Consider the following 14,487-nt stretch of genomic DNA (forward strand, 5'->3'; position numbering starts at 1 on the left):
ACGGGTTCAGGGCAGCGCCAGGCCGGCTTCGCGCAGCAGCCTGAACAGGCCGATCAGCGGCAGGCCGACCAGTGCGGTCGGGTCCTGCGAATGGATGGCCTCGAACAGGGTGATGCCCAGCCCCTCGCACTTGAAGCTGCCGGCGCAGTCCAGCGGCAGCTCCGCGTCGACATAGCGTTCGATCTCGTCCGCGTGCAGGGGGCGGAAGTCGACCCGGGTCAGGTCGACCGCCTGCAGGTGGCGCTCGCCATCACTCACGCAGACCGCGGTATGGAACAGCACCTGGCGGCCGGACATCGCGGCCAGCTGCGCGCGGGCGGCTTCGCCGGTGCCCGGCTTGCCGAGCGGCGCACCGTCCAGTTCCGCAACCTGGTCCGAGCCGATGACCCACGCGCCGGGGTGCGCAGCGGCCACCGCGGCGGCTTTCGCCCGCGCGAGCCGGGTGGCCAGTTGCCGCGGCGGTTCGGCCGCCAGCGGCGTCTCGTCCACCGCCGGCGCCACGCAGCTGAACGGGAGCCGCAGCCGCGATAGCAGGTCGGCCCGGTAGCGGGAAGTGGAGGCGAGGATCAGGGCAGGCATGCGACAATACCGGGGTGAAAGCGGCGCCGAGTCTGCGGCGCGGCCGCCGTGGTGGCAATGCCGGCACGATGGATTTGACAGCCGGCAGGCCTGTCCTTAACATTCTGCAGCTTATGTCCGCGAACGTGCCCGAATTGCTGGATGCTTGGCGGATGGTCGCAGCGCGCAGGCGCTTCGAAGGCCGGGTGTCGTTGTCCGCACTGGCACGCCTGCAGGGGCTGGTCGCCGATGCCGAGGGAGAGTGCAGTTATGCGCTGGAATTCGGCCGCGACGAGATCCTGCGGGTCGCCTATGTCGAGCTGACCATCGATGCCGCGCTGCCGCTGGTGTGCCAGCGCAGCATGCAGCGTTTCCTGTTGCCGGTGCACCTGGTGCAGCGGCTGGGCCTGGTACGCGACGAGGACGAGGAACAGGCGCTTCCGCCGGATTACGAAGCGCTGCTGGTGCCGGAAGACGGCAACCTGCGGCCGCTGGACCTGGTGGAAGACGAGCTGGTGATGGCGGTGCCGGTGGTGCCGGTGGCGCCGGGAAGCGAAGCGGTCGAGCGCGACTTCTCCGCGACCACCGAGGAACTGGGCAAGGCCAATCCGTTCGCGGCGTTGGCGGCGCTGAAGAAACAATAGCAGCCGGTTGTCGTCGGCGGCTGCGGCGAAAGTAAAACCAGTGCCGGATGCTCGCATCACGCGCACTGCAACGACGAAACGAACGAACCGAGTTTGGAGCAATCCCATGGCTGTGCAGAAATCCCGTGTTACCCCGTCCCGCCGCGGCCAGCGCCGTTCGCACGACTCGCTGAGCGCCAAGCAGCTGTCCACCGACCCGACCACCGGCGAAGTGCACCTGCGTCACCACATCACCGCTGACGGTTTCTACCGCGGCAAGAAGGTGATCACGACCAAGACCTCGGTCGTCGAAGAAGATTGATCCGCGTCGGGCCGCCACCGCGAGGTGGCGGCCCCCGCACCGATTTCTTCCGGGCCCGCCACATGGCGGACCCGCGCAACAGGAACCAGCATGAGCAAGCGGATCTACTCGAGGATCGCGGGCACCGGTAGTTATTTGCCCGAGAAGGTGTTGACCAATGATGATCTGGCCAAGATCGTCGACACCAGTGACGAGTGGATCCAGTCGCGAACCGGTATCCGCGAGCGGCACGTCGCCGCCGACGGACAGACCACGGGCGACCTCGGCTACAACGCCGCGCTGCGCGCGCTGGAAGCGGCCGGCATCGAGCCGTCGCAGCTGGACATGATCGTCGTGGGCACCACCACGCCGGACCTGATCTTCCCGTCCACCGCCTGCCTGATCCAGGCGCGCCTCGGCGCGGCCGGCGCGGCGGCGTTCGACGTCAACGCGGCATGTTCGGGCTTCCTGTTCGCCCTGAGCGTGGCCGACAAATTCATCCGCAGTGGCGATGCCCGGCATGTGCTGGTGATCGGCGCGGAAACCCTGACCCGCATCGTCGACTGGAACGACCGCACCACCTGCGTGCTGTTCGGCGATGGTGCCGGTGCCGTCGTGCTCAAGGCCGACGAGGAAACCGGCATCCTCAGCACCCATCTGCATGCCGATGGCAGCAAGAAGGAACTGCTGTGGCACCCGGCCGGCGTGTCGACCGGCCTGGACAAGCCCGGCAAGCTGACGATGAAGGGCAACGACGTGTTCAAGTACGCCGTCAAGGCGCTGGACTCGGTGGTTGATGAAACCCTGCAGGCCAACGGCCTGGACAGGTCCGACCTGGACTGGCTGATCCCGCACCAGGCCAACCTGCGCATCATCGAAGCCACGGCCAAGCGCCTGGAGATGTCGATGGACCAAGTGGTGGTGACCGTGGACAAGCATGGCAATACCTCGGCCGGCTCGGTGCCGCTGGCGCTGGACCACGCGATCCGCTCCGGCAAGGTCGCGCGCGGCCAGCTGCTGCTGCTGGAAGCCTTCGGCGGTGGCTTCACCTGGGGTTCGGCGCTGCTGCGCTATTGATATGCCGGATTGGCCGGGAGCATGAGGCTCCCGGTGCGGCCCCGCGGGCCGCCGTTTCCGGGAGGTACCGTCATGGCTGAACCCATTCTCATCGAAGGGCAGCGCGCATGGCTCAAGCATTATGGTGAAGGCAGCCGGGCAGTGGCCCTGGGGCTGCTGAATTTCGTTGCCCGTCGTTTCCGGCTCGATGCGCTGCGGCCGCCGCCGCACCGTGGCGGCGCGCAGGCGCGCGCCGTCGAGGCCCGGCGCCTGGTCGAGCTCAAGGCGCAGGGCGTCAATGTCCCCGAGGTCATCGGCCACGGTCGCGCCGCGCTGGTGCTGGAGCACACCGGGGCCTCGTTCAACGCCTGCCTGCGCGAAGCCGACGCCGCCGCGCGCGACCGCCTGGTGGCGGCCGCCGTCGACGCCATCGCCGAAGCCCACCGCGGCGGCGCCTATTTCGGCCAGCCGCTGCCGCGCAACATGACCTGGGACGGCAACCGCGTGGGCTTCATCGATTTCGAGGAAGATCCGCTGGAGGTCATGGAGCTGGAGCAGGCGCAGGCGCGCGACTGGCTGATGTTCGGCTACGGCGTGGCCCGGTACTACGAGGACCGCCCGCAGGTGCTCAAGGCGCTGCTGGCCGGTGCCATGGAAACGGCGGAGCGGCCGGTGGTCGCCCATGCCCACGACGTTACCGGCCGGCTGCGGCGGCTGGCCCGCGTGCTGCGGCGCGCGGGCAGGTCGGGACGGGCGCTGGCGCACGCCATCCTGGTCGTGCATGCGGCCACCACCTTTGGCTGCGTGGCACTGGCGGCGTTGTCGCTGGACTGGCTTGCCGACGGTGAACTGGACCTGCTGGCGCTGCTGACCTGAGCCGGCCGCCAGCGGGCTGCATACGCGCCAGTACAGACGGGCGGGGGCATTCACGCTTATGATGCGCCGCTTCGATTCATGCAGCAGATGACCGCGTGACTGACTCCCGACTCGCTTTCGTATTCCCCGGCCAGGGCTCCCAGTCGCTGGGCATGCTGGCCGAACTGGCCGAACTGCACCCGCAGGTCCGCGATACCTTCGCCGAAGCCTCCGAAGGCGCCGGCGTGGATCTGTGGGCGCTGTCGCAGGGCGGCCCGGAAGAGCAGCTCAACCGCACCGAGTACACCCAGCCGGCGCTGCTGGCCGCGGGCATCGCGGTGTGGCGGCTGTGGGGGGCGAACAACGGTGCCCTGCCGGCCGTGCTGGCCGGGCACAGCCTGGGCGAGTACACCGCGCTGGTCGCGGCCGGCGCGCTGTCGCTGCGCGATGGCGCGCACCTGGTGCGGCTGCGCGGCCAGCTGATGCAGGAGGCCGCGCCAACCGGCGTCGGCGCCATGGCCGCGGTGCTCGGCGCCGAGGACGCGCTGGTGCAGGAAATCTGCGAACAGGCCAGCGGCAGCCAGGTGGTGGTGCCGGCCAATTTCAATTCCCCGGGCCAGATCGTGATCGGCGGCGACGCCGCGGCGGTCGATCGCGCGCTGGCGTTGCTGGCGGAAAAGGGCGTGCGCAAGGCGGTCAAGCTGGCCGTGAGCGTGCCCTCGCACACGCCGCTGATGCGCGAGGCCGCCAACCGCCTGGCCGAGGCGATGGCCGGGCTGGACTGGCGCACGCCGTCGCTGCCGGTGGTGCAGAACGTCGATGCCCAGGCCCATGCGGGCGTGGACGCCATCCGCGACGCGCTGGTGCGCCAGCTCTACCTGCCGGTGCAGTGGACCGGTTGCGTGCAGGCGCTGGCCGCGCGCGGCGTGACCCGCGTGGCCGAATGCGGCCCGGGCAAGGTGCTGACCGGCCTGGTCAAGCGCATCGACAAGAGCATCGATGGCCGTTCGCTCGCCACCCCGGCCGATTTCGCCGGCGCGCTGGAAGAGTGGGCCGCCTGACCCCTACGATACGGCCGGCGTCCGCGCCCGGCCCCGACCTGCAGCCGCAACCTGCGGCGCACCAAGAGGAAACCGCATGAGCAAGCCATTGCAGGGTGAAATCGCGCTCGTCACCGGCGCCAGCCGTGGCATCGGCGCGGCCATCGCCGACGAACTGGCCGCGCAGGGCGCCACCGTCATCGGCACCGCCACCACCGAATCCGGCGCCGCCGCGATCGGCGCGCGCCTGGCCGCGCAGGGCGGCCACGGCCGCGCGCTGAACGTCACCGAGCCTGGCGCGGTCGACGCGCTGATCGATGCGGTCGGCAAGGAATTCGGCGCCATCAGCATCCTGGTCAACAACGCCGGCATCACCCGCGACAACCTGCTGATGCGGATGAAGGACGAGGACTGGCAGGCGATCCTGGACACCAACCTGACCAGCGTGTACCGCACCTCCAAGGCGGTGATGCGCGGCATGATGAAGGCGCGCAAGGGCCGCATCATCAACATCGCCTCGGTGATCGGCGTGACCGGCAATGCCGGCCAGGCCAACTACGCCGCGGCCAAGGCCGGCATCATCGCGTTCTCCAAGTCGCTGGCCAAGGAAATCGGCAGCCGCGGGGTGACCGTGAACGTGGTCGCGCCGGGCTTCATCGATACCGACATGACCAAGGACCTGCCCGAGGACGCCAAGACCGCGATGCTCGGCCAGATCGCGCTGGGCCGCCTCGGCGAGCCGGCGGACATCGCCCGTGCGGTGGCGTTCCTGGCCGGCCCGTCCGCCAGCTACATCACCGGCGAAACCCTCCACGTGAACGGCGGCATGTACATGCCGTAAGCGTGCGGCGCATGGAATGCGCCCAAGTGGTTGATCGCCGTGGCATTTTGCCAGAATGCAAGGCTCCGGCGCTTTCCACTACACTATCCCACGGCCATCGCTTCCGATGGCGCCTTTTGAACCACTACTCCATCTGGAGCGATATCCAATGAGCACCATCGAAGAACGCGTCAAGAAAATCGTCGTCGAACAGCTTGGCGTCAAGGAAGAGGAAGTCACCAACAGCGCATCGTTCGTCGATGACCTGGGCGCTGACTCGCTGGACACCGTCGAACTGGTGATGGCGCTGGAAGAAGAGTTCGAGTGCGAGATCCCGGACGAAGAAGCCGAGAAGATCAGCACCGTGCAGGCCGCCATCGATTACATCAAGGCCCACGTCAAGGCCTGATGACCGGCGGCTGATGCGCGGCGGCGGCACGTCCGCATGCCGCGCACGGCAAGCCCATGGGGCCGCGACAGCGGCCCCATCCCATTCGGGCGCCGGCCGCGCAGCGGCCCGTCCGGTGGGCGTGGACGCCGCGCTAGCGGCGCGCCACGCAATCTGGAATCCGGCCGTGAACGGCCATGTGCATCCGCGTCCCCCGCGTCATACCCGCATCGAGCACCGGGTCAGGAGAAACCGCAATGAAGCGTCGCGTCGTCGTTACCGGCCTGGGCATGGTCTCGCCCCTGGGCAATGATCTGGCCAGCAGCTGGCAGGGCATCATCGAAGGCCGTTCCGGCATCGGTCCGCTGACCCACATCGCCGACGCCTACCTGGAACGCTTCACCACCAAGATCGCAGGTGAGGTCAAGGAGTTCGACATCACCGCCGACAACGAACAGTTCGGCAAGTACCGGGTCAGCGGCAAGGACGCCAAGAAGATGGACCCGTTCATCCATTACGGCCTCGGTGCCTCGTTCATGGCCCTGCACGATTCGGGCCTGGAGATCACCGAAGCCAACGCCGAGCGGGTCGGTGCCATCATCGGCGCCGGCATCGGCGGCCTGCTCGGCATCGAGGAACAGACCATCGAGTTCCACGAGGGCAAGAAGATCTCGCCCTTCTATGTGCCCAAGACCATCATCAACATGCTGCCGGGGCAGCTGAGCATCATCGCCGGCCTGAAGGGGCCATCGTTCTCGGCGGTTTCGGCCTGCGCCACGTCCAATCACTCCATCGGCACCGCGATGCGCATGATCCAGTACGGCGACGCGGACGTGATGGTGGTCGGCGGCGCCGAGCGCGGCTCCTCGCCGACCGCCGTGGGCGGCTTCTGCGCGATGAAGGCCATGTCCACCCGCAACGATGACCCGGCCCGCGCCTCGCGGCCGTGGGACAAGGACCGCGACGGCTTCGTGCTGGGCGACGGCGCCGGCATCCTGATCCTCGAGGAGTACGAGCACGCCAAGGCGCGCGGCGCGAAGATCTACTGCGAGCTGGCCGGTTTCGGCGCCAGCTCCGACGCGTACCACATGACCGCACCGAGCGAGAACGGCGAAGGCGCCGCGCGCTGCATGGTCGCGGCGATGAAGGACGCCGGCGTCACCCCGGAGCAGGTCGGTTACCTCAACGCGCACGGCACCTCGACGCCGCTGGGCGACGTGGGCGAGACCATGGCGATGAAGACCGCCTTCGGCGACCACGCCTACCGGATGATGGTCAGCTCCACCAAGTCGATGACCGGCCACCTGCTCGGCGCCGCCGGCGGTGTGGAAGCGATCTTCTCGGTGCTGGCGCTGCGCGACAACGTGATCCCGCCGACCATCAACCTGGACGAGCCGGGCGAAGGCTGCGACCTGGACTACGTGCCCAATGTCGCGCGCCAGGCCAAGGTCGACGTGGTGATGTCCAACGGCTTCGGCTTCGGCGGTACCAACGGCACGCTGGTGTTCAAGCGCGTCTGAGCCGCCGTCTGCTGCGCCCTCTCCCTGCCGGGAGAGGGGGCGGCGCGCGGGCGCACCGGGTCATGCCCGGGTCCACCCGCACCGGCGGCGCGGTTCCCGCACCCGCGCCGCAGGGAATCTTCCCCCGCCGGGCGCAGGCGCCGCCCTCCTGATCTCCGGGCCACCGATGCATCTTTTCCCCCTGCACGCCGACACCGACCTGCTGGCGCTGCATCGGCTGTCCCCACAGCGCTACCCGCTGCTGCTCGAATCCACCGCCGCCGGCCGCCAGGGCCGCTGGGACCTGCTGCTGGTCGCCGATGGCGGCCAACTGCGGCTCGATGCCGATGGCACGGTGCGGCGCGAAGACGGTACCCCGGTCGAAGGCGGCTTCCTGGACGCGCTGGACCGCGACTGGCAGGCGCTGCGCATCGCGCGCGATCCGGACGCTGCGGCGGTTCCGTTCCGGGGTGGCTGGGCGCTGCTGCTCGATTACGAACTGGCCGGGCAGATCGAACCGGTATTGCGGCTGCCGGCGCGCGCCGACGGCCTGCCCGCCGCGCTGGCCCTGCGCTGCCCGGCGGCGGTGCTGCGCGACCGTGACAGCGGGCGCTGCATGGCGCTGGCCGAGGACGGCCGCGACGCCGTGTTCGCGCAGCTGCGCCAGGACCTGCACGCGGCGCGGCAACTGCCGGAGCCGCCGGCCTGGCAGCCGCCGCTGGCACTGGACGAAGACGCCGACGCGCAGTTCATCGACGGTGTCCGCCGGGTGATCGATTACCTGCACGCCGGCGATGTTTTCCAGGTCAATCTCTCGCGCCGCTGGCAGGCGCGCTTCGCGCGGCCGCTGGCGCCGGCGGCGCTGTACGCGCGCCTGCGCCAGGCCAATCCGGCGCCGTTCGCCGGGCTGTTCGCTGCGGCCGGGCGCGCGGTGGTCAGTTCCTCGCCGGAGCGGCTGGTGTCGGTGCACGGCGACGTGGTGCAGACCCGGCCGATCGCCGGCACCCGCCCTCGCTTCGACGGCGACGACGATGCCGCGCGCATCCGCGAACTGGTCGGCCACCCCAAGGAGCGCGCCGAGCACGTGATGCTGATCGACCTGGAGCGCAACGACCTGGGCCGCATCGCGGCGCCGGGCAGCGTCGAGGTGGACGAGCTGATGACGGTCGAGAGCTACGCCCACGTGCACCACATCGTCAGCAACGTGCGCGCGCGGCTGCGCCCGGAGGTGAGCCCGGGGCAGGTGATCGCCGCGACCTTCCCCGGCGGCACCATCACCGGCTGCCCCAAGGTGCGCTGCATGGAAATCATCGCCGAGCTGGAGCAGACCGCGCGGGGCGCCTACACCGGCGCGTTCGGCTGGCTCAACCGCGATGGCGACATGGACCTGAACATCCTGATCCGTACCGCCGAGGTGCAGGGCGACACCGTGCGCTTCCGCACCGGCGCCGGCATCGTGGTCGATTCCGACCCGTCGCGCGAACTGGACGAGACCCGCGCCAAGGCGCGCGGCCTGCTGCGCGCGCTGTAGCGCCGCGGCCACCGTCATGGCGGGAAGCCCGCCGGGCCGTCAACGCCGGCAGCGGCGCCGGGCGATTGCTTGGCGGCCGCGACGCGGCGCGCGGTATCCTGCGCGGCAGGATCGGACTTCGAGGTAATCCATGGGGCTTGGCAAACGCGGCTGTCTGCTGACGGTGCTGATGCTGCTGCTGACGCTGGCCGGCATCGTCGTCGGCATCGGCGGCTGGTTCTACTACCGGCAGGTGCAGTTCGCCGAGGTGCGGCTCACGCCGAGCCAGGACAGCGTGGTGGTCGCCCGCGGCGATGGGCTCAATGCCGTGCTCGGCAAGCTGCGCCAGGCCGGCATCGGCGAAGGCCGCGATTACCAGTGGCAGTTGCTGGCACGCCAGCTCGACGCCGCCGGCAAGCTCAAGGTGGGCGAGTACGCGTTGGACGCCACGCTCACCCCGCGCGAACTGCTGCTGCGCATGCGCCAGGGCAGGGTGCTGCAGCACCGCGTGACCCTCGTCGAGGGCTGGAATATCCGCCAGCTGCGCGCCGCGCTGCGGCGGGCCGAGCCGCTGCTGCACGAAACCGATGCGCTGGACGATGCCGAGCTGATGCGCCGCCTGGGCTTTCCCGACCAGCACCCGGAAGGCCGGTTCCTGCCGGAGACCTATGTCTACCAGCGCGGCGACAGCGACCTGGACGTGCTCAGGCGCGCCCATGCGGCGATGGAAAAGGAACTGGCCGCGGCCTGGGCCGCGCGCAGCGACGACCTGCCGCTGGCCTCGCCCTACGAACTGTTGACCCTGGCCTCGATCGTCGAGAAGGAAACCGGCCTGGCCGCCGAGCGGCCGCAGATCGCCGGGGTGTTCGCGCGCCGCCTGAAAATGGGCATGCGCCTGCAGACCGACCCGACCGTGATCTACGGCATCGGCAGTGCCTATGACGGCAACATCCGCAAGGTCCACCTGACCACCGACACGCCGTACAACACCTATACCCGTGCCGGCCTGCCGCCCACGCCCATCGCCATGCCCGGCAAGGATGCGCTGGCCGCGGCCGCGCGCCCGGCGCCGGGCGACGCGCTGTATTTCGTGGCGGTCGGCGACGGCAGCGGTGCGCACGTGTTCTCGGCGACCTACGCCGAACACAACGCGGCCGTCGCGCGCTACCTGCGCCAACTGCGCGACAACCGCGCGGCGGAGGCGCAGCAGTGAGCGACGTTTTCGCCCCCTGGCAGCAGCGCGCCCATGACCAGACCGTGGCGGCGCTGGACGCCGGCCGCCTCGGCCATGGCCTGCTGCTGTGCGGGCCGGCCGGCATGGGCAAGCGCGCGGTGGCGATGGCGCTGGCCCGCCACGTGCTGGATACCGGCATGGACGCGGCCGGACGCGCGCGCAACGCGCAGCTGATCGCCGCCGGTACCCACCCGGACCTGCAGGTGGTGTCCTTCATCCCCAACAAGACCGGCGACAAGCTGCGTACCGAGATCGTGATCGAGCAGGTGCGCGAGATCTCGCAGAAGCTGGCGCTGACGCCGCAGTACGGCGCGGCCCAGGTGGTGATCGTCGACCCGGCCGATGCGATCAACCGTGCCGCCTGCAACGCGCTGCTCAAGACCCTGGAAGAGCCCGCGCCCGGCCGTTACCTGTGGCTGGTCAGCGCCGACCCCGCGCGCTTGCCGCAGACCATCCGCAGCCGTTGCCAGCGGCTGGAGTTCCGGCTGCCGCCGCGCGAGGAAGCGCTGGCCTGGCTGCAGCGCCAGGGGCATGCCGAAGGCGCCGCGCGCGAAGCGCTCGACGCCGCGCGCGGCCATCCCGGGCTGGCCGACCGCTGGCTGCAGGGCGAGGGCATGGCGCTGCGCCGGCAGGTGGCCGAGGAACTGGACAGGCTCGCCGGCGGGCGCGTCGGCGCGGTGGAGCTGGCCCAGCGCTGGAGCGGTGACGAACACGCCGACCTGCGCCTGCGGCATGCCGCCGACCTGGCCCTGCGCCGGGCCACGGACGGCTTGACCGATCCGGGCCGATTGCACAAGCTGGCCGCCTGGTTCGATGCCGCCAACCGCACCCGCGACCTGCTGCGCACCACGGTGCGCGCCGATCTGGCGATGGTGGAGCTGCTGCTGGGCTGGGCCGCGGCCAACCCGCCGCCATCCAAAGGAAACAACCGATGAGTGCGACGAACGCGCGCCAGGGCATTCTTTCCCTGGCGGTCAAGGACAAGGCCGCGCTGTACAGCGCCTACATGCCGTTCGTGAAGAACGGCGGCGTGTTCGTGCCCACGCCCAAGCGCTATTTCCTCGGCGACGAGGTGTTCGTGCTGCTGACCCTGCCCGACTCCAGCGAGCGCCTGCCGGTCGCCGGCAAGGTGGTCTGGGTCACGCCGCTGGGCGCGCAGGGCAACCGCCAGGCGGGTATCGGCGTGCAGCTGGCCGACGGTGCCGACGGCGAGGCCATCCGCGGCCGCATCGAGACCCTGCTGGCCGGCACCGCCGGCTCGGACAAGCCGACCCACACCATGTAGGTGGCGTGGGCGCCGCCGGCGCCCCGCAGGGGCAGGATGCACGCGCCAGGCCGCCTTGGCGGGCCCGTCGCGGTGCCGGGCCGGGCCTGCAAAAAAGTTGCATCGATCCGTTGACGTCTTCGCGATTCCCCCTATAATGAGCGGCTCGCAACACGGGCGGTTAGCTCAGCGGTAGAGCATTGCCTTCACACGGCAAGGGTCGCAGGTTCGAACCCTGCACCGCCCACCAAGACACTGTTGCAACGCATGAAGACCGGCCCCAGGCCGGTCTTTTGCGTTTTGCCTTCCGTGGTCTGGATCGCCCGCCGTCCGGGCTGCACCGCGGGTTGCGCGATGCGCCCGGTTGCGCTTACTGCGCGGGGTAGGGGCCGAACACCGCCTTGACCCGCATCCGCTCGTCGCCGTCATCGAGCACGAACACGCGGTAGCTGTCGCCGCCGGGAGCGGTGCGGATCACCACGTGGCCCTGGGTGCTGCGCGCCTGCCGCTCGATGCCGTAGGTGGTGCGCGCGGTGGCCTCGGACACGTGGGTGACGAAGATGTCGCGCTCACCGGGCCACAGCGCCTTCGAGGTGAGCCGGTGCCAGGTGTTTACCGCCGGGTGGCCTTCGGCGCGCGCGGTCACCACGATCACCCGCGGGCGCAGCGCCGCCAGGAACGCGGCGCTGTTGGCGTCCCAGCTGCCGTGGTGGTTGGCCTTCATCGCATCGACCGGGCCGGCGGCTTCGGCCACAGGCCGTTCCACCTGTTGCCACGCACCGTCGCCATCGGGGAGGGCGACGCGCTCGTCGCTGAGGTCACCGCCGCTGAAATAATCGAACCTGCCATAGCGGATGACGAAGGCACTGCTGAGGATGTTCTCGATCGGCTGCTGGTCCTTGCCCAGGGTATGCAGCGGCGGGAACAGGTCGCGGGTGGCGTTGCCCTGGCCAGTCCAGACACGGCCGTTGCCATACAGGTTGCGGATCTCGAAGCCCGGGTAGTTGCCGGCCGCATGCAGCAGGGCGATCTGGTCGTTGCGGCCGGGTGCGAAGCGTTCAACTTTCAGGCCGCGGTGCCGGATCTGCCAGTCGAGGAACCGGCGGTAGTTGTCGAGCGTGGCGTTGCGGATCGGCGCCGGGAAGTCGTAGTGCGGCCAGCCGCGATCCAAGATCGTGGCGATCGGCACGGATTCGGCGACCTGGGTGATGCCGCTGAGCCGGTAGGCGCCGTTGGCGGCGAGCGGGGAGTCGGCGGTGATCGCGCCCATGTGGTCGCCATGGAAATGCGAGAGCAGCGCGTAGTCGATGCCGCCGTGGCCGGACGGCAGCATCCGCTGGACGTAGCGCGCGACCCATTCCCCCGGCGGGCGCGAGGCATCGGGCCGGCTCGGCAGCGAGAACGGCGGCGCTTCGACCGTCTTGCCGCTGGCGTCCTCCAGCAGGGTGGTGCCGTCGGGAAGGATGAAGAACAGGGCGTCGCCGCGCCCGGTGTTGATGTGGTGGATGTCCAGTTCGCCGTCGCGCCATGGCGGCAGCGGCTGGCCGATTTCCGGTGGCCGTGCGAAGGCGCTGGCGGCCAGCGCCGGCAAGGCAAGCAACAGGATGCGTGTGTTCATGGGCGTGTAGGCGGGAGCGCGGCCGACGGGCAGCCGCGGAAATGCCGATGCGGAAGTGGACGTGGAAGTACCGGCGCGGGTGTCATGCGCGGTGCAGCTTGGGCACGTGCGGTTCGACGATGAAGCTGGCGCGGGTGGAGATCCGCCCGCCCTTGCGCTGCACCTGGTCCATCACCCTGATATCGGTGCGCCATTGCGTGGCGCTGATCTCGTGGACGTGGTAACCGCGCAGGTTGTCGATCAGCTTCAGGAACGGGTTGTCGGCCTGGTCGAAGCGGCGCACGCTCGGCGAATCGACGGCGCCGTCGCCATTGGACGAGATCGAAGTGGCGAGGAACTCGGTCGCCACCGCGGGACCGTCGCGCTCGTCGTCGCGCAGCGGCACTTCGGCCACGGCATTCATGTGCGCATCGCCGGTGGCGATGACCACGTTGCCGAGCTTGCGGTCGTGGATGCCCTGGAGCAGGCGTCGCCGCGAATCCGGGAAGCCGTCCCATTTGTCCTCGTACGCGCCATGCAGGCGGCCGTCGGGGTCGCGTCCCTGCAGCGGCATCACCCATACCTGCTGGGCGATGAGGTTCCAGCGGCTGCCGCCGCCCAGGCCTGCATGAAGCCAGGCTTCCTGTTCCGCGCCGAGGATGCTCGAGTCCTGGCCCTGCTCGAAGCGGCATTTGGCCAGCGACCTGGGATTCGGGCAGATCTGGTTGCTGCGGTGGCTGCGCGTGTCCAGTACGTGCATGCGCAGCAGGTTGCCGTAGTCCAGCCGCCGGAAATACGCGGTGCCGCCATCGGCACGCGGCAGCTGCGCGCGGCGTACCGGCGAGTTCTCGTACCAGGCCTGCATCGCGTGCAGCCTGCGCAGCGCGAACAGTTCCGGCGGGGTGCGGTCCTGGTCCCAGGGGCCGTTCCAGTCGTTGTCCACTTCGTGGTCGTCGAACGAGCAGATGAAGGCGACGGCGGCATGCGCGGCCTGCAGGTCGGTATCGCTCTTGTACTGCGCGTAGCGGCGGCGGTAGTCGTCCAGGGTGTACAGCTCGTCGCCATGGTGCAGCCGCTCGACCGGGTTGCCGGCCGCGTCGCGGATCGCGTACCCGGCCTTGCGCGACGCCGCTTCGCTGCCTTCGTAGATGTAGTCGCCGTAGTGGAACAGGGCGTCGAGCTCGGGTTCCTCGCCGAGATGGCGGTAGGCATCGAACCAGCCATGGAAGTAGGCCTGGCAGCCGGCCACGGCGATGCGCAGGCGCTGCGGGATGGCGCCGGCGCGCGGCGCGGTGCGTGCGCTGCCGGTGGCGCTGGCGTCGCCGCCGTCGATCATGAAGCGGTACCAGTACGGACGTGCCGGCTGCAGCCCGGCCACTTCCACGTGCACGCTGTGGCCGAGTTCGGGCCGTGCCAGGTACTCGCCGCTCTGCACGACGCGCGCGAAGTGCGCGTCCTCGGCCACCTGCCACTTCACCGGCACCGCGACCATCGGCATGCCGCCGTGCTCGTGCAGCGGCCTGGGCGCGAGCCGGGTCCAGATCACGAAGCCGTCCGGCCAGGGGTCGCCGGCGGCGACGCCGAGGGTGAAGGGGTAGCCGTCGAGCGGCGGTGCGGCGCGTACGCCGCATGCCGGCGCCAGGCCGGCGAACAGGGCCAGCGAGCTGGCGCCGAGCAGGAACCTGCGGCGGCTGAGTTCGGGAAACGTGCGCATGGTCATCCTCGATGTGCAGGAGGCGGCG

Annotated in this window: 15 protein-coding genes and 1 tRNA gene; 13 read left to right on the top strand and 3 right to left on the bottom strand. The window is 69.9% G+C overall.

Annotated elements, in window-relative coordinates:
• Positions 1–6: 6 nt before the first annotated feature.
• A complete protein-coding gene (locus ACJ7VY_RS04195) occupies positions 7–579 on the bottom strand; it encodes a Maf family protein (RefSeq protein ID WP_409476420.1) in 573 nt (190 codons plus the stop codon).
• A gap of 113 nt (positions 580–692) precedes the next feature.
• Here ACJ7VY_RS04195 and ACJ7VY_RS04200 point away from each other — a divergent pair, with 113 nt between their 5' ends.
• From ACJ7VY_RS04200 to ACJ7VY_RS04260, 13 genes are all read left to right on the top strand, one after another.
• Entirely contained in the window at positions 693–1,202 is a 510-nt protein-coding gene (locus ACJ7VY_RS04200) for a YceD family protein (RefSeq protein ID WP_104938210.1), read from the top strand.
• Positions 1,203–1,308: 106 nt separating this feature from the next.
• Positions 1,309–1,503, top strand: a complete 195-nt coding sequence (gene rpmF, locus ACJ7VY_RS04205; RefSeq protein ID WP_054663666.1) for a 50S ribosomal protein L32 — start codon at positions 1,309–1,311, stop codon at positions 1,501–1,503.
• Between the two features lie 90 nt (positions 1,504–1,593).
• Entirely contained in the window at positions 1,594–2,559 is a 966-nt protein-coding gene (locus ACJ7VY_RS04210) for a beta-ketoacyl-ACP synthase III (RefSeq protein ID WP_409476421.1), read from the top strand.
• 72 nt (positions 2,560–2,631) lie between these two features.
• Positions 2,632–3,414, top strand: coding sequence for a serine/threonine protein phosphatase (locus ACJ7VY_RS04215; RefSeq protein ID WP_409476422.1), 783 nt, complete (start codon positions 2,632–2,634; stop codon positions 3,412–3,414).
• Positions 3,415–3,509: 95 nt separating this feature from the next.
• Complete coding sequence (gene fabD / locus ACJ7VY_RS04220; protein WP_409476423.1) at positions 3,510–4,454, top strand: ACP S-malonyltransferase; 945 nt, start codon at positions 3,510–3,512, stop codon at positions 4,452–4,454.
• 76 nt (positions 4,455–4,530) lie between these two features.
• Positions 4,531–5,274: a 3-oxoacyl-ACP reductase FabG gene (gene fabG / locus ACJ7VY_RS04225; protein WP_104938214.1), complete on the top strand. Its 744-nt coding sequence runs from the start codon at positions 4,531–4,533 to the stop codon at positions 5,272–5,274.
• A 148-nt stretch (positions 5,275–5,422) separates the two neighbouring features.
• Entirely contained in the window at positions 5,423–5,662 is a 240-nt protein-coding gene (acpP, locus tag ACJ7VY_RS04230) for an acyl carrier protein (RefSeq protein WP_005415509.1), read from the top strand.
• 236 nt (positions 5,663–5,898) lie between these two features.
• The gene (gene fabF / locus ACJ7VY_RS04235; protein WP_161615073.1) at positions 5,899–7,161 is read left to right on the top strand and encodes a beta-ketoacyl-ACP synthase II; all 1,263 of its coding nucleotides are present in this window, start codon (positions 5,899–5,901) and stop codon (positions 7,159–7,161) included.
• A gap of 166 nt (positions 7,162–7,327) precedes the next feature.
• Positions 7,328–8,671 carry an aminodeoxychorismate synthase component I gene (locus ACJ7VY_RS04240; RefSeq protein ID WP_409476424.1) on the top strand — a complete coding sequence of 448 codons (1,344 nt, stop codon included), beginning with the start codon at positions 7,328–7,330 and terminating at the stop codon, positions 8,669–8,671.
• A 130-nt stretch (positions 8,672–8,801) separates the two neighbouring features.
• Positions 8,802–9,863 carry an endolytic transglycosylase MltG gene (mltG, locus tag ACJ7VY_RS04245; RefSeq protein WP_409476425.1) on the top strand — a complete coding sequence of 354 codons (1,062 nt, stop codon included), beginning with the start codon at positions 8,802–8,804 and terminating at the stop codon, positions 9,861–9,863.
• Positions 9,860–10,819 (top strand): DNA polymerase III subunit delta', encoded by a 960-nt coding sequence (locus ACJ7VY_RS04250; RefSeq protein ID WP_104938218.1) that lies wholly within the window; start codon positions 9,860–9,862, stop codon positions 10,817–10,819. Before mltG ends, ACJ7VY_RS04250 begins: the two co-directional genes overlap by 4 nt.
• A complete protein-coding gene (locus ACJ7VY_RS04255) occupies positions 10,816–11,169 on the top strand; it encodes a PilZ domain-containing protein (RefSeq protein ID WP_104938219.1) in 354 nt (117 codons plus the stop codon). Before ACJ7VY_RS04250 ends, ACJ7VY_RS04255 begins: the two co-directional genes overlap by 4 nt.
• Before the next feature lie 154 nt (positions 11,170–11,323).
• Positions 11,324–11,398 (top strand) — tRNA-Val (locus tag ACJ7VY_RS04260).
• Positions 11,399–11,518: 120 nt separating this feature from the next.
• On the opposite strand, the gene ACJ7VY_RS04265 is transcribed toward ACJ7VY_RS04260, so the two are convergent.
• Positions 11,519–12,766: a ComEC/Rec2 family competence protein gene (locus tag ACJ7VY_RS04265; RefSeq protein WP_409476426.1), complete on the bottom strand. Its 1,248-nt coding sequence runs from the start codon at positions 12,764–12,766 to the stop codon at positions 11,519–11,521.
• A gap of 82 nt (positions 12,767–12,848) precedes the next feature.
• Entirely contained in the window at positions 12,849–14,459 is a 1,611-nt protein-coding gene (locus ACJ7VY_RS04270; RefSeq protein ID WP_409476427.1) for an alkaline phosphatase D family protein, read from the bottom strand.
• Positions 14,460–14,487 lie beyond the last annotated feature (28 nt).

The organism is Stenotrophomonas sp. Y-13, from assembly GCF_046267925.1.
Classification (GTDB): Bacteria; Pseudomonadota; Gammaproteobacteria; order Xanthomonadales; family Xanthomonadaceae; genus Stenotrophomonas; species Stenotrophomonas acidaminiphila_A.

What these genes read in the sequence shown, in the direction of transcription:
- ACJ7VY_RS04195 (WP_409476420.1), bottom strand. Translation starts at nt 579, where the DNA reads ATGCCTGCCCTGATCCTCGCCTCCACTTCCCGCTACCGGGCCGACCTG.
- ACJ7VY_RS04200 (WP_104938210.1), top strand. Translation starts at nt 693, where the DNA reads ATGTCCGCGAACGTGCCCGAATTGCTGGATGCTTGGCGGATGGTCGCA.
- rpmF (WP_054663666.1), top strand. Translation starts at nt 1,309, where the DNA reads ATGGCTGTGCAGAAATCCCGTGTTACCCCGTCCCGCCGCGGCCAGCGC.
- ACJ7VY_RS04210 (WP_409476421.1), top strand. Translation starts at nt 1,594, where the DNA reads ATGAGCAAGCGGATCTACTCGAGGATCGCGGGCACCGGTAGTTATTTG.
- ACJ7VY_RS04215 (WP_409476422.1), top strand. Translation starts at nt 2,632, where the DNA reads ATGGCTGAACCCATTCTCATCGAAGGGCAGCGCGCATGGCTCAAGCAT.
- fabG (WP_104938214.1), top strand. Translation starts at nt 4,531, where the DNA reads ATGAGCAAGCCATTGCAGGGTGAAATCGCGCTCGTCACCGGCGCCAGC.
- acpP (WP_005415509.1), top strand. Translation starts at nt 5,423, where the DNA reads ATGAGCACCATCGAAGAACGCGTCAAGAAAATCGTCGTCGAACAGCTT.
- fabF (WP_161615073.1), top strand. Translation starts at nt 5,899, where the DNA reads ATGAAGCGTCGCGTCGTCGTTACCGGCCTGGGCATGGTCTCGCCCCTG.
- ACJ7VY_RS04240 (WP_409476424.1), top strand. Translation starts at nt 7,328, where the DNA reads ATGCATCTTTTCCCCCTGCACGCCGACACCGACCTGCTGGCGCTGCAT.
- mltG (WP_409476425.1), top strand. Translation starts at nt 8,802, where the DNA reads ATGGGGCTTGGCAAACGCGGCTGTCTGCTGACGGTGCTGATGCTGCTG.
- ACJ7VY_RS04255 (WP_104938219.1), top strand. Translation starts at nt 10,816, where the DNA reads ATGAGTGCGACGAACGCGCGCCAGGGCATTCTTTCCCTGGCGGTCAAG.
- ACJ7VY_RS04265 (WP_409476426.1), bottom strand. Translation starts at nt 12,766, where the DNA reads ATGAACACACGCATCCTGTTGCTTGCCTTGCCGGCGCTGGCCGCCAGC.
- ACJ7VY_RS04270 (WP_409476427.1), bottom strand. Translation starts at nt 14,459, where the DNA reads ATGCGCACGTTTCCCGAACTCAGCCGCCGCAGGTTCCTGCTCGGCGCC.